Genomic DNA, 19,823 nt, shown 5'->3' on the forward strand with positions numbered 1-19,823 from the left:
AGATTATAGCAATTCTCAAATGGCAAGTTTGCTAATATCTATAAAGTAGCTTTTCATCTATAGCTTTTATCTTACCGCTCTCAAAGCATAAAATCGGCTAAAAAATTGGAGTTGAGATCCTGGGCGCTAAACCTTTTTCACCTCCGGCACTGCAAGAGCCACCCTGTGATCAAAATTTACCAATAAAATAGACTGAGCAACAGCATTCTTAGCTGTATAACACTAAAGTTTACTCCTAAAGAGGTATAGCATAAGCTGAAGGTAGGATATAAGTTGATGCCTATCTAGAGGTTTTGCTGTCAATAGAAGGCTACGCTTTATAGAGAGCAGCAATATTGTACTAGAGACAGAATCTGCTCTTGGAACAGCTTCTGGTAGACCTCCTAGTTTAGGTCGTACTTGTTGGCTACGGTAGACTAAAATATGGCTGCAATCAAGTACAGAGGCGGAGCATCTCTGACTGTGAATCTGTGGAACAATCACAAGTTGGAACTCACTCAGACAAAGACAATAAATTAGACAGTAGCTGAGTTGGAATCTTGTGAGGGCTAGCTCTACCAACACAAGTTTGTCGATGAAGAAAGGATACTTTACAAATATATAAGTTTCTCATTTAAGTCTTATTTCAACGTGATTGCACTAAAACAGGGACTGAATAAATAAAAGTGTTGTACCTAAATCAATCAGTAGCACGATATGGCAGAAGAACCTACATCTACCTTAACTAAAAAATATGTCTCTGCTGCCAATAGACTTTTAAGTAAACCTACGAAAGCAACTTCTACGGTATCAGCACGCCAGTCCAAGCTGATGGCTCGTCTAGGTCATCTACTTGCTGGTACTTTAGCAATGGGGGCTGCACTACTGAATGCTTCTAGTTTAGGCTTGGTTCAATTGATGGAAAATCAAGCACCTTCCACTTTTTTTCAACTACGCGGGCCAATTGTGCCTCCAGAAGACATTGTAATTTTAGCCATAGACGATCAGTCAATATCAGTCCCCGAACAGTACTATAAAACAGACACGCAACAGTATGCCCATTTAGAAACACTGCAATCTTTTCCCTATAAACGTGCTGCTTACGCCCAGGTAATTGCAAAGTTAATCAAGGCAGGTGTACGCTCGGTAGCGATAGATGTAGTTTTTGACACGCCAAGTAGCTACGGAGTTAGCGACGATCGCCAACTCCAGGTAGTATTGCAAAAATATGGTAGCAAAGTTACCTTAGCAGCGCTCTACGAAAATTTTGAAACGCACCAAGGGCCATTCATACAACTGACACAGCCGCAACAAATATTTCGTACAGGTTCAGTGTCCATTGGTTCAGCTAATTTTCCCATAGAGGTGGATGGCAAGGTTCACCGATTAGCCAGCGAGTTTCCCAAATTATTAGCTGAAGATGATCTCTTCACAGCGAAACTACCCTCATTTGATCAAGCAGTACTAAGAGCAGCGCAAGTAAAATATCCTCATCCAAAAGGCGATCGCATTTATTTTTGGGGACGTCCAGGTACATTTGAACAAATTCCTTTTTGGTACGTATTCGAGCCAGAAAACTGGAACAACTATTTGCAGCAAGGAAAGGTTTTCAAAGATAAGATTGTCCTGATTGGCTCGACAGATAAGTTAAGCAATGATTATCATGCAACATCTGCTACCAACACCACTGAGCAGATGTCTGGAGTGGAAATTCATGCCAATGCGATCGCAAGTTTAATGACAGGTAAAACGATCACCGTTGCAATTAAAAGTCCACTGCTGCGGGGTTTGTTTGTACTAGTTCTAGTTGGCAGTACAGTTTGGATGATTACTAGAAGCAAGCGCGGCATTAATAGATTGCTATTTAGCATTGTCCTAGCTGGTATTTGGGGAGGAATAAGCTATGTGTTATTTGTCTATGGTCAGTTAATTTTTCCTACTACTATACCAATGCTTGCGATCGCAATGAGTGGACTTTGTTACCTGGGAACTGAAGTCGCTAGGGATAAGCTCAGAACGCGTCAATTAATAGACATTTTTCAAAGATATAAATCTTCTCCCGTTGTCCAAGAGATTATCAGCCAGCAAAATGATCTAGAAGACTTACTCCAGCAGCGAGATTTAGCTCTATCAGGAAAAGTACTTGCTGGACGCTACGAAATTGTTAAAGTTCTCGGTTCAGGCGGATTCAGCGAAACCTACATTGCTCAAGATATCCAACGTCCTGGCTACCCGCAATGTGTTGTCAAACAGCTAAAATCAGCCAACACTAAATCAGAAAGTTTGCAACTTGCCAGACGTTTGTTTAACTCAGAAGCGCAAACATTAGAAAAATTGGGAACACACAACCAAATTCCTCAGTTGTTTGCTTATTTTGAACAAGGCGAAGAATTTTATTTAGTCCAGGAGTATATCATTGGGCATTCATTGAGTCAAGAACTGTTATTAGGCAAACCCCTATTGGAAAGCGCAGTTATTGAAATTATTAGGGATTTATTGCAAACATTAACATTTGTCCATGAAAATGATGTGATTCACCGGGATATTAAACCTAGTAATATTATCCGGCGACACTTAGACAGCAAGCTGGTACTCATTGACTTTGGTGCTGTCAAACAAGTCATAGCAAATCAGCTTGATATTCAAGATCAAACTCCCTTTACCATTGGCATTGGGACTCAGGGCTATGCACCAAGTGAGCAATGCTTTGGGCGTCCTCAGTATAGTAGTGATATCTATGCAGTCGGCATGATTGGGATTAAAGCTTTGACTGGTGTAGCTCCTCATGAGCTAAATAGAGATGCTTATGGTGAATTAAGGTGGAGCGATCGCGCACAGGTAAGCAACTCCTTTGCTGAGATTCTCAGTAAAATGGTGCAAGATGACTTTAAACAGCGGTATCAGTCTGCATCAGAAGTTCTTCAAGCACTTGACGAAGTAGTAAATTTTGAAGGTAAAAACTCTGTGCCACAAGACAACTCATCTTTATTTTTAGACGATTCAGAGGCTCCCACTAAACCTTGGCCAGGAGCATCTTAGGATGCGTCAACTACTCCAATTTATTTCGTGGAGTCAAAGGTCAAGAGTTCAGAATTTACCTTATAAACAGGACTTACGCAAGTGTCATATTTTTAACGCCAGAGGTTGTCCAGAGTCAAAGGTCAAAAGTCCAAAAAACCTTGATTCTTGAACGCCACTTGCTTTAAGTCAAAAGAGCCGCAAGGGCGCAGTGGCTCCCCTTGACCCTTGACCCTTGACTCTTATACCAGAAGCCTTGTGTGCCAGTTGCGTAAGTCCTAATAAATAAACACATTCGCTTGTATCCTTCTTCAGTGATCTTGACTTTTGACTTTTGACCCTGGATTCTCCAAAAAGCTGGTCAGTCCTGCATTTTATCTAATTTAACGCTAGGAACTCTTCCCCAACCGTGGGATGAATACCGATTGTTTCATCTATGTCTTCTTTGGTGATACCCTTACGAATTGCAACACCCAAAATTTGAATGATATCAGCTGCATTTTCACCCACCATGTGAGCGCCCAAAACTTGTCCAGAATTGCCATCTACCACTAACTTTATTGTTGTTTGCTCATCCTGTTTAGTCATCTGAGATAACAGTGGTTGAAATTGGGTGCAATAGCATTTTACAGATTCACCAAATTTTGCTCGTGCCTTTGCCTCTGTCATGCCCACGCTTGCTGCTTCTGGACGGCAAAAAACAGCAGATGGTACATAATCATAATTCAGTTTTTGTGGCTTATTGCCAAAAACTGTATCGGCAAAGGCTTTACCTTCTGCTTTAGCAACTGGTGTCAATTGCAGGCGGCTAGTACAGTCACCTACAGCAAAAATGTTTTCTTCGGTGGTGCGGCTGTATTCATCTACTTTGATTGCGCCTTGTTCGTCGAGTTCAACATGAACGCTTTCTAAACCGAGATTCTTGGTATGTGGGATGTAACCTGTAGCAACTAGGATAGTGTCTGCTGTGATTATTTCTTGGCTATCACCAGTAATCATTAACAACAAACCCTCTTCTGAGAATTTTATTTCTTGAGCAGTGCTGTTGGTGAAAAACTGAATTCCCCGTTTGCTCAAACCCAGTTGCATCCCAGAGCGGATGTCATCATCAAACCCTGATAAAATCATCTCATCTTTTTCGATAACTGTTACCTCGCAGCCGAAAGCGTGCATCATACTAGAAAATTCTGCGCCAATATAGCCGCCGCCAATAATTGCCAATCGTTTCGGTAGATAGGGTAAGTGAAACATCTGGCGGGATGTGATGGCGTATTCTATACCTGGGATGTCTGGTTTGCTGGGTTGAGCTCCCACAGCAATTAAAATTTTGTCTGCTGTAACTTTACGTCCATTGACATTGATAGTATGGGCATCAATAAAAGTGACATGTTCACGGATTAGTTCAATTCCAGCTTCGTGCAACTGCTGAAAATAGGAGTGGTTAATGCTGTCGATATGCTGGTGTACTGACTTAATAAATATTGTCCAGTCAAAATGTGTTTGACACTCACTCCATCCGTAACTGTACGCTATTTGATTTTGTAGGGCGAAGTCAGCAGCGTAGACAATCAGTTTTTTAGGAATACAACCGCGATTTACACAAGTACCACCGGGGGCTTCTTGTTCAGCAACGGCGACACGCACACCGTAACTTGCTGCTTTTTTAGCTGCTGCCAATCCCCCAGGCCCAGCACCAATGACAAACAAGTCGTAATCAAATGTCATAAAAATCTGTTCCTTTTTAACTGTTTGGAAAGCAGAGCTATTTCATCCCTTATAGTTATTTAGTTAAAGCTTCATCTACTGTCTTTGGGTGGACAAAGTGGGACGAAAACACTCACACAAGTAGCAAACTGCCGATTTTCGAGGAATTAGATCCAAAAAAAAACAGCGATCGCTGCCTGAAAAAATTGAGATAATATCAGTTAACTGAGCGATCGCTACTTTCACAATTGTCGGCAATTACAGTTAATCAAGTAAATTTTGCATCTCCTCTACATCCCGCGTCATTCCTAAATGCTTAAAACCATTGAGCGCCTTAGTTGACAATTGGTAAGCTTTTTCTACACTTCCCCACTTTTTTTCCCAGCAAGCAAGAGAACGCTGATAGCGAGCCAAACGCCGTTTATTGTTGCTGCTTTCGGCGACAGTTAAGCCTTGAATTAATAGCTTTTGAGCTTCATCGCGATCGCCTTGTTCAATTGCCAGATCAGCTAGCCAATTTTGAGCAGAATTGTAATGTATCCACTTTTCCCAATCTTCTCCAGCATAACTATAGGCAAAGTCTAAATACCATTTCACCCAGCGCCTCCGTGCTTCTTTCTCGAAATCTGGGTAAGCAGCTAATTCTGCTAAGGCGTACTCACGAGTCAGAGACAGCATCTCATATCGCTTAGTCTCTGAGTTCAGATTCACTAAAGAGAGTTGCTGTTTCTGGGGACATTGTTTAATTAACCATTTGGTTATTGAATAAATAATAGGCGATCGCTCGTCTAGCTTGATTTATGTAGCCATTATCTAGAGCTTGGTAAAGTGCGATCGCTAACCTCAAATATCCCTCAACTAATAGGTTGCAACAAATATCTACAACATATACAATTTTGGATTCTAGACTTAAGTTTTGTTTAAGGGTATCGAAGTGACTGAATTTTTGGATCATTTTTTAGTTGGAATACTCTAAGTCCTGCGAAAGTTAAGCTAAAACAGAAATCAGGAAAATTGTAAATATGTCTACCAAGCGTCTTGAAGATATAGACAACTTTCTCCAATTGTCGGATGTAATTGCTACTGGCGGACAACCGACCACAGAACAGTTTGCAGCAATAAAACACTCAGGATATCAATTAATTGTGAATTTAGCACTACCAACATCGAGTAATGCTTTACCTAATGAAAAACAAATTGTAGAATCTCAAGGTATGGAGTATATACACATTCCCAAAAGTGTTGAATGTTAAGAAAAATCCGATAAAAACAGCCCAAAATATGTTAAATTTTGGGCTGAAGATTAAAGTATATCTATTTGATAATGATTATAAATTCATTTCCCAAGATTGTCAAAGGTATCTTGAGAGGACTGCCAAAAAACGATTATCCAGTATTGAACAGTCGTCTGTTCTTTGAGTGCTGGTTATCTTATGCTATGGATAACAGCTTAACAAGTATGCGAGATTTGTTTAAGAGATTAAACAACACAGGATTTGAGGTAGATATTTCTACTTTCTCTAAAGCAAATTTACATCGAAGCCAAAAACCATTTCAAGAAATTTACCAAAAATTAAATGAATTAGTACAGAAGAAAGTTCAAAACAAGTTACACAATAAATATGCAATTTGTCCAATAGATTCAACAATTATTACTCTTACCAGTAAATTGTTATGGGTATTAGGACACCATCAAGTAAAACTTTTCAGTTCTCTAAATCTAGCTACTGGAAGTCCATCAGATAACTTCATAAATTTTGGACATGACCATGACTATAAATTTGGTTCTAAAATGATGTCTAGTCTACCAATAAATGCTGTTGGAGTAATGGATAGGGGTTTTGCTGGATTAAAATTTATCCAAGAATTAGTACAAGAAAACAAATATTTTGTTTTGCGGATAAAAAACAATTGAAAATTAGAATTTGATAGCTCAAATGGGTTGGTCAAAGTCGGTGCATCTGATGATGCTCAAGCCTATAGAGTAATTAACTTTTGTGATTTAGAGGCGAAAACCGAGTTTCGCTTAGTTACTAGTTTACCTGCTGATGGAGAGGCTGCCGTTAGTGATGATGAAATTAGGGATATTTATCGATTACGTTGGGGAGTTGAATTGTTATGGAAGTTTTTAAAGATGCACTTAAAACTTGACAAATTAATTACTAAAAACGTCAATGGTATCACTATACAAATTTACGTTAGTTTAATAGCTTATCTAATTTTACAGATATTATCTATCCCACAACAATGGGGACATACGCTATTAGATAAATTCCGCTATTTACAATCTTGTATGTGTCAGAAAATCAGTTATGTTCATTGGTTTGAGGAGATGATGTCATGTTGACTATTTTAGGCTTTTTAGAGTTAGTGTAACTAGATATGTAAAGTTTTGTATTAGGATTCAACATTTCTGAGCGGTATGCAGTTGAGTGAGATACAAAAACTTTGCTGAAATGATTTTACAGTAAGGAGTTTGGTGTTCTCATCCAATCGATGACCGCTATATAGTAATCCGATTTGATTCGTGAACTGACTCGTAGATACACCGAATGGAGAAGGTGGGGGCCCCTCTGGGGAACTCGGGGCCCCCTTTGGGGATTAGGGGCGAAGAGGCAATGGGGAATGGGGCATGGAGAAGAAGTAATATGAATTTTTTTCAGAAATCAAATATGATTCCTATAGAAGCCAGGGAAATAACTATTTATCTAGAGAAAATAAGTTCTTGATATCAACTCTATTCACCTTATTTATATTTAAGCTATTGAAATTATTTTTCTCAATTTCTTTTGCGATCGCATCTTTAGGGGTTACATTAGGAATTGTCCGCTTTTTAGGTATAATAGGTGCATTTGAAATCATTAAAAAAGAGCTTCGCCAGTTTTCACCAACATCATTAAGAATCGTTAAAAATTATTTTTACTCTGCAAAACATTGGCTAACTATGTTTCGAGAAATGTGGAGTTTGAATACCAGTAGTCGCCAAGTTCAAAAAGCTAACGATTTTGGGATTATTCCAATTATTAGTATCAAAGCAGGTACTTTTTTAAAGCCTTCCTTGGGGAGGCTTTATTTTTCGATCCAATCAGCCGATAAACTTCGCAACCAAATGCACTCTAATTTACTCTTTCTCTCAACTGATTGCCAACAATTATTAGCAGAAAAAAGTAGTCACTTCGTTTGGATAGATCAACGAGAAATAATTATGCAAGCAGTTACACAAATTTTACAAAAAATTAAAAATATCAATCATTAACTACCTGGAGTGCTTACCAGTATAATAGCCGCAATATTATTTACTAAAATCCGCTGATCAAACTTCTCTGTGTGTCCTTTGCAGTTCGATATTTTCACCATGTCTACCCAACATATAATTCAAAGCATATACACAGATGGCGCTTGCACCGGTAATCCTGGGCCTGGCGGTTGGGGTGTCGTCGTCTACTTTAGCGATGGCTCAATTCACGAAATGGGCGATGCATCGCCCCATACCACCAATAATAAAATGGAAATGCAAGCTGCGATCGCTGCCCTAAAATTTCTAGAAACTTCTGGACAAACTGAACCCATCACCCTTTATACCGATAGCGAATACCTGATTAACTGCGTTACCAAGTGGGTGACAGGCTGGAAAAAGAAAGGTTGGAAAAAGTCAGATGGGAACCCTGTCCAAAACCAAGACCTTTTGGAAACCCTTGATGAACTCAATAACCGACTAGTAAAGTGGCAACACGTCCGGGGACATTCTGGTAACATAGGTAACGAACGTTGTGATGTGATTGCTCGCACCTATGCCAGTGGCAAAACTCCATCTCTACAACAATTATTACCCATACATTCTAATCAATCTTCATATCCCCAAAATGAACTAAATGTAGCGAAAGTATCTGACTTTAAAACAAACTCTACAATAATTGACAAAAGAACACAGGAAATCAGTATTTCTACATCAGAAATAACCATTATGGAACCATCAACTGGGACAGCCGCAGCCACAAATGACGAAAAACTGCCTGAGATGAGGGTTTCGCAACTCCGCAACTTAATCGAAACTCTGCGTATCGCTGATGAAATTGCCGAAAAAGGCTACCTAATCACCAGTTCGGAACTAGCCGACTTGATGGATGTCCACGCCAGCGCCGTCACTAGTCGAGGAGATCAGTGGCGCTGGCGAAACTGGATAGTATCACGGGTACGCCGCGAAGGGAATCAAATTCTCTGGGAACTGGAACGCGGCGATCAAGTGGGAGGTGAAGGTGAGGAGTGAAGAACGAGGGAGCAGGGGATCACACAGAGGTATAATCGCGTCTGTACTCAGCACTCAGTACTATATATACTTTCTTCCCCGCCACTCGCGTGGAGTGCGGAATGCAGACAAGAAGATTCGTAAAACTGCTATGGGATCAGCTAAAGGGGAAAGCCAGAATAACCAGCCACCTTTGACACTTTTGCGGTCATAAGAAGGTGCGATCGCTAATAGCATGGCAAAGCGAATTACCAGTAGAAGTAAGTTTAGTCCTAGTAGGAGGAGTGGGGGAGTGGGGGAGTGGGAGAGTGAAGTAGGGGGAGAAAGGAGAAAGTAAGTCAGGATGATTAACAGAGGTAGACCCTGGACTGCGGAGAGTAGCCATAAATCTCCCCACATTTGAGCAGGAGAAGATGCATCTTTGAGATCGAGACTCCGCCCCCATTCTTTCCAAGTCTCCATAGCTCCTTCATACATCCTTACTCTCAGTACCTTTGCACCATCCAAGAAGCCCACCTTAAAACCTTGGATAGCAATATTCCTTGCCAAGGTGACATCATCGCAAAAAGAACTACTCGCACTGGTATAACCACCTACAGCAGCTAAAACAGAACGACGGCACAAAAAGCACTGTCCATTTGCCATCACCCGTTCTGGCTGTTCTGTATTGATCCCCGCTGGGTCAAACCGATAAAGCAGAGTCATCAACAAAGCCGGTTGTAACCAGCACTCCCCTGGATATTTGAGGATAAACTGGGGCGAAAGGGAAACCAGATCATAGCCTTGTGCTTCGGCTGTCTTCACTAAACCAGCAATCAAACCAGGATGGGGTTGGATATCAGCATCTAACCCCATAAACCACTGACTATCCTCTGAACTATGCAAAAAGCCGTTATGCAACGCCCAAGGACGCCCCACCCAACCAGAGGGTAAGGGGTCATCCGTCATCAAGCGAAAGCGGGGATCTTGTTGCTGTGCTGCTTTGACTAAATCGGGAGTGCCATCCTGGGACTTGCTATCTACAACGATAATTTCCCGGACTTCGTAGCTTTGCCGACTTAAACCAGCTAACAGAGGGCTAATACGAAGAGCCTCATTCAGCGTGGGAACGACAACACTAACACTACCCAATAGCTCCGGTGTTGGCTGTTGGGGTTCTATGGGCGGATGGCGTCTTGGGCCCTTCAGTAAGCGCGAAAGCAGAATCGCTGTTGCTGGTACTTGGATCAGTAGCAAGAAAAGCGATATGGCGCTTTCTAATGTCAAGGCGTTGTCCACTATCAAAATACTCAACAATTAAAATCCCGACTATACAAATTTCAATTGGGCATTGGGCATTGGGCATTGGGCATTGGAAAAGATAATTATTCTTTTGCTCCCCAGTCCATAGTCCCCATTACCCCTTCGCCCCTAATCCCCAAAGGGGGCCCCGAGTTCCCCAGAGGGGGCCCCACCTTCCCCAATCCCTAACTTATCGGCTTACTTCAAAGCGACTACTGAGACTTCCTTGGTTGCTGGTTCAACAGCAACTTGAGCGCCGGGTGTGGTTGAGCTTCTTAACCACAGCGCCACAGCGGGAGCTACACCTAGAAGTAAGCCTAGCAATACAGGGATGGAGAAACCAGCTGCCAAGCTGAGTCCGGCGGCGAAGGCAAAGTTAGTTAAATAAACAACTAAGGGCAGATTGAGCTGCGATCGCTCTAATTTAATCGAGGTGTTTTTCCACAACAATCCTGCCACACTCATAAACAATGCACTAGTACCAAACCAACCTGCATAGTTCTGGTAAGGTGTGCCAAAGAAAGCTCCTGGTTTTTCCCAGTACCAGAAGGGCAGAGACGATTGGCTCATAGCTGGCTCAAGGGCAAAGTCCCAACAAGTGAACAGCAAAGCACCAACAGCTATAGCAGCAATATGGCGTCCCCAACTGGGTTTGTGAGCCACTTTCAAACCAGTTCTAGCAATTAAGTAAGACGACAGCCCAACATAAAACCAAGATAAAGGAATTGTAAAAGGAACTAGCCCCGCAATCTTATAACCCAAGCCACTCAAGTAGCTATAATCACCGAATGGAAAACCCGTGCTGGTTCCCAGTAGTTCACTTCCCAAAGAGATCAACACAGCTGGTAGCATAAAAGCCACCCAAGCTCCCAATCCCAGCGTCCGGTAGGCATAAATAGAGACAGCTATTGTCCCCAAGATGATATCAACTACACCGCCGCCAGCCATACTTAACTGTATGGCAGTTTCTCCAACCTGCGATAAGTTTAAAATTATTTCGGCATTAGGTACCACCAGTAGCATCCCTACTAGTCCAAATGCCTTTGACACGATATGACCAATGAGGCATACGCGCTCAGCAATAACAAGTTGTCTCATGATAATTCCTTAACAAGATGTGATACGCGGCTACTCGGCTGCTAATAGTTTACAAATGTTTAAGAACATATTTAAATACTTTGTGTCGTAATTCTCGTAAACTTGTTTGGCTTTGTTGGGGAGAGCATAACAGCCTATTGATTGAAGCTATAAGAACGATGATGATAGATTTACTAGTCTAAGCCATGACAGTCAAAATCTAAAGAACTTCGTCTGATTTGCTCCAGGTTCCTTGCCACACTTTTACCTAGAACCGAAGAAACTCCCTTCATACCTAGATATCGCTGAGGGGAGACAAATGTCAAAAACTCATCAAATTCTCAAGTAAAACAGAGCCTCTAATTAACCCACAAAGTTGTGGAATAATAGCTTGAACCAGTACAATAAACATCACCCATGTCAATTTTGAAAAGAGTTCCCTGGGTTTCTTTGGCACTAGAATTGCTTAGCTACAGTACCTTGGGCTGGGTGATATCTGAGACACGTCCCCCTTTGTTTGTATGGCTGGTAGTTGTGGTTGCCATCTTACTTTTACTGATAACTTTGACCACTCCTTGGTCGAAGATGGCACGTTATTATACCGTTTTATTTAAATCAAATACCAGGTCTTTCGGTGTTGCCGTTTTAGCAGCTTTCTTATTCTTTGTCATGCTTGCCTGGTTTCGGGTATTTCTTGATACCTTGCTTATCATTTCTGCGACCATATTAGTCAAAATAGAATTTCAAACAGCTGGTTTTAGAGAAGGGGTAGCCTTTGGGATTGCGTCTATCTTTTCGTTGGCAGGTTTAGCTTTAGGTGCGCTAGTTTACAACTTAATATAAGCTGTCTTCTACACATTGCTAGAGGTAAAAAGTACTAGAACTAGTCTAGAGTAGGTAGGTTAGCCTCTTAGAGGCTAGAACCTTTATGTACATTAACTAATTATTTGTCAATTTAACAAAATATTGTCACAGTATTCTAAATACCTAAAACCCTTACAGGCGGAGATTCAACGATTAAATCGTAAAGGTTTTGTCCCACTTGAACAAGTGCAAATTCTCCATGATTGGTTGGAAGGAAAGCGCCAATCAAGACAATCTGGGCGTGTGGTAGGTGAGTCGAGAACGGGAAAAACAATGGGTTGTGATGCCTATAGGCTTAGGAATAAACCCTCTCAAGTTGCAGGAAAACCCCCAACTGTACCTGTAGCTTATATCCAAATTCCCCAGGAGTGCGGTGCTAAGGAATTATTTTGGGTAATTATGGAGCATTTTAAATATCAAGTAACTAAAGGAACAGTGGCAGAAATTCGAGATAGAACACTGCGGGTTCTCAAAGGTTGCGGGGTGGAGATGTTGATTATTGATGAAGCCGATCGCTTTAAGCCAAAAACTTTTGCGGAAGTGCGTGATATTTTTGACAGGTTGGAAATAGCAGTGATTTTGGCAGGAACCGATCGCTTAGATGCAGTGATTAAGCGGGATGAGCAGGTTTACAACCGTTTTCGATCTTGTCACCGTTTTGGAAAGATGTCAGGGGAAGATTTTAAGCGAACGGTGGATATTTGGGAGAAGCAAATACTAAGATTGCCAGTTGCTTCCAACCTTTCGAGTAAGACGATGTTGAAGACATTAGGGGAAGCAACTGGAGGTTATATCGGTTTGATGGATATGATTCTCCGAGAGACTGCAATCCGGGCTTTAAAAAAGGGACTGCAAAAAATTGACTTGGAAACTTTGAAGGAAGTAGCTGCTGAGTACAAGTGATGGAAGTGGAAAATATTAAGCCTTGGCTATTTAGAGTTCAACCATATCAAGGAGAAAGCCTGAGTCATTTTTTGGGGCGCTTTCGACGGGCAAATGATTTAACCCCAACTGGCTTAGGTAAAGCAGCAGGGCTTGGGGGTGCGATCGCCCGATGGGAAAAGTTTCGCTTTAATCCTCCTCCTACCCGTCAGCAGTTAGAAGCATTAGCTGTTGTGGTGGGGGTTGATGCTGATAGGTTAGCGCACATGTTACCACCTGCTGGGGTGGGGATGAAACTTGAGCCGATTCGGTTATGTGCTGTTTGTTATACCGAGTCGCCTTGTCACAAAATTGAGTGGCAGTTTAAAGTGACTCAAAGGTGCGATCGCCACAAGTTAAGCTTGCTTTCAGAATGTCCCAACTGTGGGGCAAGATTTAAGTTTCCAGCGTTATGGGCGGATGGTTGGTGTCAAAGGTGTTTTATGACATTTACTGATATGGCACAGTGTCAGAAGCATTATTGAATGATAATTAAATATTATGAAGCACCGTTGGACTTCTCACCACAATTTACGCTTGCTATCAGAATGTTCAAAAGTCGTGGTAAAGTGTAATATTCGGCGTTATTAGTGGATGGAAAGATCATAAATTATTAGTACTACTTGATTCTTCGCTTTTCCAACAGATTGTATGAGTCGGTTAACCATCAAGCATTCTCTAAAAAAAATCAATAAATAGCTATGTGCAATACTTTCTTCTCTGCAACAGTTATCGTTTTATCGAAAAGGTTACTTGAAAACGTAAGGTCATCTGTAAATTTCCTAAAAGCAGTATTGTAAAAACTACGAATAATAAAGGATATGAAGGTACTCGGTGCGATTGGGGAACAAACAGGTATTCTACAATTTTCAAACTGTCCCAAAGTTAGATGGCATTTGGGGTGATCTAATTCTTTATGATTGTCTGGATCATAATCGAATCTAATTGGTACTGGTAATATATTTTTTGCTATTATATCTGCATATATTTCCTCTGCTTCATAAATAGTAGGCTCATTCTGGAAAACTTCTAAAAATGGTGATGGTAAAAAGGCAAGCCTATGTGAAATTAACTCAGATTTTCTATACGTATATAAAAGTTGTATTAAGGCACCATCAATCATTTTGAAATTGTAGTTTTTACCTATGTCTAGTTCATTATATATGTTCTTATAATCAATATTTTTCAGTGCTATTGATAGATTCTGCATACCAGAATATGCAATTTCATAACTATCTCTACCAAGAGATGTAGATGAGGGAAAATTTTGTTGATCGCATAAACTAACTTCTATTAGTTTCTGAGTAATGTATTCAATTTCTCTATAAATTTCTTGATGACTAGTCATTTTAAAATAGTTGATTTTTTAACTTTTCTATTAATTCTGGTGACAAATCTTCTTTCTGCATAACACCCTTCTCTAAATCCTCAACAATATCTTTTAAATTTCTTTGGTTCTGAATTCTACGCTCACGCTCTTTAGGACTCATATCTCTATTGATAACATTCATTCTTATTCGTTCTTCTGCTGTAGGATAGGTAAATTGAAGAACAAAGTTTCTTTTTTTCACTTCTTCAAATTCTTTCACCAAACCCCTCATGTCTTCGCCATACCCCAATACTCTTAACCAAGCTTTGCTTCTTGTCATGGCAGTAAACAAGATATTTCTTTTTCTGGAAAGCTCTGTACCAGAGAAGCATTCATGAGCATTTATAACATATATCATCGCAGCTTCATTCCCCTTTGCTCTATAGATACCTGTGAAAGTAACTGCTTCTTCACTAAAAAATTCGTCGCGGGAATTTGTGACTCCAGCTAGATTAGAATTAATCTTTTTTTCAAAGAGTAAAGCCCTAGAGCTTCCAACGGCATTTTTAGTTGTAAACGGGTTACAATGAATAATCATTATGTCATCATACTTTAATTCATCTTCCCTAAGATTCTTCTCTATTTCCTTGACTAACCATTCATTTTGTTCGCGGTTATTATTAAAGGACTTAAATATAATTAAGTCATCAATAGCTGAGTGATTTTCGAGGAACATTGGACTAGTATTGCTAGTTCTACTAAGCTTTACAGGCTTTCCATCTTCTAGATTTCCTTCTTCTAACTCATAACCAATATCTCTCCATAAACCTGCATCATCAAACATCTGGATTAATCCTTCATTTCTATATATTCCAAAACCCAAAGCATGTGCAGAAGTTAGAAGTGGGCGAGAATTTCTATAGCATTTCTCTAATATAATGTCTTGTTTTGGTTTTCCTGATCTGTTTTGAAGTTGAACATATGGATTACCATAAGTATCTTTTCCAAAGATTTCTTCTGGTGATTCCATTGTCTTATTACTCAGACTTTGTAACTCATCGTATGCATAAACTAGTCTTTTCGGCTGCTTCAAAATTTTGTAACAAAGTTGCAGAAAATGTTTAGAAAAATCTTGTGCTTCATCAACTAGTATTGCATCATAATACTGCTCAAAGCTGTGGATTTTATCGAGTGCTTCCTCACAAACTTTGTCAAATTCTTGACCAGATACATTAGTAATATTTTTTGCTGCATTTAAATCCCTGAATTCAATATTATGTTTTTTACATATTTCATAATAAATTCCTTCCGTTGAGGGATTTCCCCAAGCGTGAATAATTTTTATTTTTTCCCAGTCCGGCTCTTCACTAGTATGTTCAATACTAAAAGTGTTAATAAAGTGTTTAAACTGATTTTTAAGAGAGCGAGTATTAAAAGTAACAGCAATATTCCAATCAGGATGTTTTGCCTGTAAATATGCAACTTTAAGAGCTAGAACTATAGTTTTACCTGAGCCGGCAAGTCCTCTAATTCGCTGTACGCCTTCTACAGTTTCAAGGACAGCAGCACTCTAATTATTATCTAGGTTGGCGATAGAATCTTCCAGTTTCTGGAGTTTTGCGCCCCTAGAATCTTCTCGTTTAACATAGCTACGCTGCTTTCTTTTTCTGATGGAAGTTATAGCTTGTATAACTGAGCTAAGGCTCTCAAAATATTGGTTGTGTTCCCATTTACAAGATTTCAAGTACTCTTCTAGGGTAGGCTCATCAGTTATGATTGGATAGTCTTCTGAAACATTATTTGGTGTATTACTCAACGCAGGTGCAAATGTTACGACACTGATTTGCACCATTAGTTTCCTTCTTTCAATCAGAGTTTTATGCTGAAGTAGTTTTGATTGAACTTTGGTTACACTTTCATCTTGTGCCTCCTCTATATTTATGTTAGTACTAGTTCCCTCAATAACATTGAAAATAACAACACCATGCTCTCTGGATAATAAAAGAGCATCAATTTGATAACCACCTTGAGGCGTTCCTATTATTGGGTATCCCAGATATAAGCTGCCATCGATATCGGTCCTCTTCTCAAAGTACTCAGCTAGCCTTCTAGATGAAACTGGCTTATTATCTACATCACCTCGAATGACATTAACCATGAGATATTGCTTTACCTAAAGTATCTACCTCTATTATCTTTAAATTTGAAGTAATCGTCCCATGCTATTTCATATCTTTCGATGTTCCTCCAAATCGCATTTGAGTAAAGCTGAATCATGAGTTGAGTCTCATTATCAGATGTGCGATCGCACTTTCCAAGCCAAACTCTACACCATTAAGCGATCGCTCCATGAATTGTCTTCCTAGTCCCTGCTGAACCAATCAGCTTACGGCAATACATGAGATGCTTATTGGTACTCTCTATCAGAAAACTACACCAAACGGTAAAAAAATGTGAGTTCGACGGTTAGAGAAAGCGTAAATACCATTTCCGCTTTATCCCAGAAGTTTTAACTTTTTCCCAACTTCAGCGCCAACTTTTGATAAATTTCGTCCAACCACACCGGAATTACAGGTTTACCTTCATCCAAAGAAGCGATCGCCTTTTTTCGGTCAAACTCCACAACCTTAAGCGATCGCTCCTGTGCTTGCAACAACATAAAGCGCTTACCTTTACCTGAAATAAATAACTCTGGCTCTTGATCTTTGCCAGATTGCCTGGAAGCACAGAAAAATTATGCCAAACAGTATCGGCATAGTGTCCATCAGTGGAGTTATGGCAGATTGACAAAAATTTGAACCTTGAAAATAAAATAAGTAATAGCGCCGCAGTTCATGTTGTAATCAACCGCTGAACTGTGAAAAGTTTGGGTTAGTTTGACTGTGGGAACACAGTCGTGCTTTCTGACCCTAGTAGCTGCCCACCTTGAAGCTGCTGTCTGTTGTAGACACGAATCAGGTGCGCCCCCAGTAATAGAGGTGCGGGTTTACCGCAGTGGTGGCGTGACCGTTTCACCTTCGACCAAGGAGGAACCCACCTTAATTATTTTTGATCCGGGTTAAAGATTCAAGCAGTTTCAACTCCCGTTATTAAATTAGGAGGATTGAAAGATTCTTAGAGGAAAAGGTTAGCGCATCCTTGGGTGCTTTAACAACCTTTTCAAACGGATGGGTTGAAAAAACCGACAGGGAGCGAGTTAAAAGCCTTTCCATCTATAAGGCTTATTGAAGGTTGAGTACTAACACATTTTCAGATACGCGTAGGCGTAGCCCGCGGTAGGCATCGCTTTTTTCAATAAGCCTCTATCAAGTTTGAGTTGAGAAAGCTTCTACATATTAAGGTTTTAGTAGTTATACTAAAACTTTACTAGATTTATGGTGGGTTGAAAGGTAAGGCAGAGGTCTGCCTTTGTGATAGGTATCCGTTTGTAGTTATGACAAAAAACCTGTTAACAGTGACATCATTTTGTTAAACATGACATCAATCTGTTAACAGTGACAAATAATTAGTTAATGTACACTTTAAGGCGGCAGGGGGACTCGAACTCCCGAATGGAGGTTTTGCAGACCTCTGCCTTACCACTTGGCTATGCCGCCAGACCTTAGCTAGACCCTATTCAGCTACCCTTTAAGCTACCCTCTTGACTTCTAGCTACCATTCAGCTACCTTAAGTAAGGTAAAGGTTATAGGTAGCTAACATGATGCAACCAATGAGGACAAGACAAGCCAATGGAACAGTAGGCATTGAAGACCATAGAGGTAAACTCAGGCTTAGGTTGCCTACCATGCTGACCAAAGAAGGTCAGAGCAGGTATGTAATGACTGGTCTAGATGCATCTGACTATAACAGAAAACAGATGCAAAAGCTAGTAGCGCTAATGAATGAGGAAATAGCTACAGGGTCATTTGACTGCACTCTTGAGCGCTATAAGAGGGAAATAGAGGGTTACAACAGACCTCAGCTAACTATAGTCAAACCAACCGCGCCTCAGACTGACTTAGGGCAACTATGGGCGGCTTATTGCCAGTATATGCAACCTCAGCTAGCTACAACTACCTACAGAAGGGACTATGCAAGGAAGTATACCAACCATATAGCCGCCTTACCTATTAAGGACTTAAACCAGTCAGTAGCCATTAGAAACCATTTATTAGCTACCCTATCCACTAATGCAGCTAAGAGAGTACTAACCTACCTATCAGCTTGCTGTAAATGGGCTGTAGCCTCTGGGCTGGTTAAAGATAACCCCTTCACAGGTATGTCAGAGGACATTAAGCTACCTAAGCATGATAATGATGCCATTGACCCCTTCAGCAAACAGGAGATGGATAGCATAATAACTGCCTTTGAGCAGCATAAACCGCATTATGCGCCATTTGTTAAGTTCTTGTTCTGGACTGGTTGTAGGACAGGAGAAGCAATAGGGCTAACCTGGGGTCATATCAACCCTGAATGTACTCAAATAACCTTCTCTGAGTCTTATGACAGCGCCTTGAACATCAGAAAGACAACTAAGACAGGTAAGGCTAGGAAGTTTCCCTGTAATACCAAACTCAGAGCGCTATTACTCTCCATCAAACCGCCTAATACCCTCCCAGATACCCCGGTATTCCTAGCGCCAAAAGGGGGTATGGTTAATAATACAAAGTTTAGTACTCAAATATGGAAGGGCGGCAAACAGGGAGATAATAACTATCATGGGGTAATGCAGAAGCTAATAGAAGAAGGCGCTATTGACCGCTACAGATGCCCTTATAATACCCGCCATACCTTCATAACCCTAATGCTGGCAGAAGGGCTAACAGTCAGCGCTGTTGCTAAGTTAGTTGGTAATAGCCCTGCCATCATCCTAGCCCATTATGCAGGTAATACCCATCGTATAGAGCTACCAGAGTTATAGAGCGCTGTCACCATTCTACAAACCACCTACAGCATACATCCTAGCCATTTTAGATGGTCAAATGACACCATTAACCCTATTCAACCTGGATAGGGTATTGACTAGGTTCATAACCATCAAGCAAATAAGCACATAGGTAGTATATAGATAGTAGCTATAAGCTGAGTTGCACTCCTGGCAAGCATCCTAGCGGTAGTATAGTAGGTAGTATATAGGTAGTAACTACCCCTTGACAATAGGTAGTAACTATAGGTAGTAGTCAAGAGAAAGGACAATGGCTAAACCTAAACAATATTCAGAGCGCATTCAAGTTGTAGTAACACCAGAGGAGGGTAAGCGCATAAAGCAGCTAGCAGATAGCGCTAACCTGTCCCTATCTGGTTTCTGTAAGCAGCTTATAGCGGTTATCAGTCTTCTGAAGTACAGTAGCAGCAGTGAGTAAACCAACCGAGTAAATTCTCTATCGTCACTTCTGCGAATGCCGCATCTAATGCCTGGAGTAAATCAGGGTATGTCCTTGCAC

Annotated in this window: 18 protein-coding genes, 1 tRNA gene and 1 pseudogene; 10 read left to right on the plus strand and 10 right to left on the minus strand. The window is 40.6% G+C overall.

The window, feature by feature from the left end; all coding sequences use genetic code 11:
- Positions 1-696: 696 nt before the first annotated feature.
- Entirely contained in the window at positions 697-3,018 is a 2,322-nt protein-coding gene (locus IQ246_RS08325) for a CHASE2 domain-containing serine/threonine-protein kinase (protein ID WP_194001906.1), read from the plus strand.
- Positions 3,019-3,375: 357 nt separating this feature from the next.
- On the opposite strand, the gene gorA is transcribed toward IQ246_RS08325, so the two are convergent.
- The 3 genes from gorA to IQ246_RS08340 all read right to left on the minus strand — a co-directional run bounded on the left by gorA (position 3,376) and on the right by IQ246_RS08340 (position 5,656).
- Positions 3,376-4,722 carry a glutathione-disulfide reductase gene (gorA, locus tag IQ246_RS08330; protein WP_194001908.1) on the minus strand — a complete coding sequence of 449 codons (1,347 nt, stop codon included), beginning with the start codon at positions 4,720-4,722 and terminating at the stop codon, positions 3,376-3,378.
- Positions 4,723-4,965: 243 nt separating this feature from the next.
- Positions 4,966-5,379, minus strand: a complete 414-nt coding sequence (locus IQ246_RS08335) for a hypothetical protein (protein ID WP_244141962.1) — start codon at positions 5,377-5,379, stop codon at positions 4,966-4,968.
- A gap of 64 nt (positions 5,380-5,443) precedes the next feature.
- Positions 5,444-5,656, minus strand: coding sequence for a hypothetical protein (locus tag IQ246_RS08340; RefSeq protein ID WP_194001910.1), 213 nt, complete (start codon positions 5,654-5,656; stop codon positions 5,444-5,446).
- 67 nt (positions 5,657-5,723) lie between these two features.
- Here IQ246_RS08340 and IQ246_RS08345 point away from each other — a divergent pair, with 67 nt between their 5' ends.
- The 4 genes and pseudogenes from IQ246_RS08345 (at position 5,724) to rnhA (ending at position 8,968) form a co-directional block, all read left to right on the plus strand.
- Entirely contained in the window at positions 5,724-5,954 is a 231-nt protein-coding gene (locus tag IQ246_RS08345) for a hypothetical protein (RefSeq protein WP_339379213.1), read from the plus strand.
- 71 nt (positions 5,955-6,025) lie between these two features.
- Positions 6,026-7,048 (plus strand): annotated as a pseudogene (locus IQ246_RS08350) (IS4 family transposase).
- A gap of 378 nt (positions 7,049-7,426) precedes the next feature.
- Positions 7,427-7,957, plus strand: a complete 531-nt coding sequence (locus IQ246_RS08355) for a hypothetical protein (RefSeq protein ID WP_194001912.1) — start codon at positions 7,427-7,429, stop codon at positions 7,955-7,957.
- Between the two features lie 99 nt (positions 7,958-8,056).
- Positions 8,057-8,968, plus strand: coding sequence for a ribonuclease HI (gene rnhA, locus IQ246_RS08360; RefSeq protein ID WP_194001914.1), 912 nt, complete (start codon positions 8,057-8,059; stop codon positions 8,966-8,968).
- Positions 8,969-9,028: 60 nt separating this feature from the next.
- Here rnhA and cruG read toward each other — a convergent pair whose 3' ends face one another.
- Both cruG and cruF read right to left on the minus strand, forming a co-directional pair.
- Complete coding sequence (gene cruG, locus IQ246_RS08365) at positions 9,029-10,225, minus strand: 2'-O-glycosyltransferase CruG (protein WP_194001916.1); 1,197 nt, start codon at positions 10,223-10,225, stop codon at positions 9,029-9,031.
- 201 nt (positions 10,226-10,426) lie between these two features.
- Positions 10,427-11,326, minus strand: coding sequence for a gamma-carotene 1'-hydroxylase CruF (gene cruF, locus IQ246_RS08370; protein ID WP_194001918.1), 900 nt, complete (start codon positions 11,324-11,326; stop codon positions 10,427-10,429).
- Between the two features lie 396 nt (positions 11,327-11,722).
- Here cruF and IQ246_RS08375 point away from each other — a divergent pair, with 396 nt between their 5' ends.
- From IQ246_RS08375 to IQ246_RS08385, 3 genes are all read left to right on the plus strand, one after another.
- Positions 11,723-12,148 (plus strand): hypothetical protein, encoded by a 426-nt coding sequence (locus IQ246_RS08375; protein ID WP_194001920.1) that lies wholly within the window; start codon positions 11,723-11,725, stop codon positions 12,146-12,148.
- 123 nt (positions 12,149-12,271) lie between these two features.
- The gene (locus IQ246_RS08380; protein WP_208492073.1) at positions 12,272-13,072 is read left to right on the plus strand and encodes a TniB family NTP-binding protein; all 801 of its coding nucleotides are present in this window, start codon (positions 12,272-12,274) and stop codon (positions 13,070-13,072) included.
- Positions 13,072-13,575, plus strand: a complete 504-nt coding sequence (locus IQ246_RS08385) for a TniQ family protein (protein ID WP_194001922.1) — start codon at positions 13,072-13,074, stop codon at positions 13,573-13,575. The genes IQ246_RS08380 and IQ246_RS08385 overlap by 1 nt, the downstream gene beginning before the upstream one ends.
- Before the next feature lie 203 nt (positions 13,576-13,778).
- Here the strand turns inward: IQ246_RS08385 and IQ246_RS08390 are convergent, their stop codons facing one another.
- From IQ246_RS08390 to IQ246_RS08400, 4 genes are all read right to left on the minus strand, one after another.
- Positions 13,779-14,438, minus strand: coding sequence for a DUF2290 domain-containing protein (locus tag IQ246_RS08390; protein ID WP_194001924.1), 660 nt, complete (start codon positions 14,436-14,438; stop codon positions 13,779-13,781).
- Between the two features lies 1 nt (position 14,439).
- Positions 14,440-15,429, minus strand: a complete 990-nt coding sequence (locus IQ246_RS29855; RefSeq protein ID WP_208492074.1) for an ATP-binding domain-containing protein — start codon at positions 15,427-15,429, stop codon at positions 14,440-14,442.
- A 540-nt stretch (positions 15,430-15,969) separates the two neighbouring features.
- On the minus strand, positions 15,970-16,557 hold the full coding sequence (locus tag IQ246_RS29865) for a hypothetical protein (RefSeq protein ID WP_208492075.1): 588 nt from the start codon (positions 16,555-16,557) through the stop codon (positions 15,970-15,972).
- A gap of 351 nt (positions 16,558-16,908) precedes the next feature.
- Positions 16,909-17,058 carry a hypothetical protein gene (locus IQ246_RS08400; RefSeq protein ID WP_244141963.1) on the minus strand — a complete coding sequence of 50 codons (150 nt, stop codon included), beginning with the start codon at positions 17,056-17,058 and terminating at the stop codon, positions 16,909-16,911.
- Between the two features lie 223 nt (positions 17,059-17,281).
- Between IQ246_RS08400 and IQ246_RS08405 the strand changes: the two genes are divergently transcribed.
- Complete coding sequence (locus tag IQ246_RS08405) at positions 17,282-17,461, plus strand: hypothetical protein (protein WP_194001926.1); 180 nt, start codon at positions 17,282-17,284, stop codon at positions 17,459-17,461.
- 462 nt (positions 17,462-17,923) lie between these two features.
- Here the strand turns inward: IQ246_RS08405 and IQ246_RS08410 are convergent.
- A tRNA-Cys gene (locus IQ246_RS08410) sits at positions 17,924-17,995 on the minus strand.
- A 102-nt stretch (positions 17,996-18,097) separates the two neighbouring features.
- Between IQ246_RS08410 and IQ246_RS08415 the strand changes: the two genes are divergently transcribed.
- Positions 18,098-19,300 carry a tyrosine-type recombinase/integrase gene (locus IQ246_RS08415; RefSeq protein WP_244141964.1) on the plus strand — a complete coding sequence of 401 codons (1,203 nt, stop codon included), beginning with the start codon at positions 18,098-18,100 and terminating at the stop codon, positions 19,298-19,300.
- Positions 19,301-19,823: the final 523 nt, after the last annotated feature.

Source organism: aff. Roholtiella sp. LEGE 12411 (assembly GCF_015206995.1).
Taxonomy (GTDB): domain Bacteria; phylum Cyanobacteriota; class Cyanobacteriia; order Cyanobacteriales; family Nostocaceae; genus Komarekiella.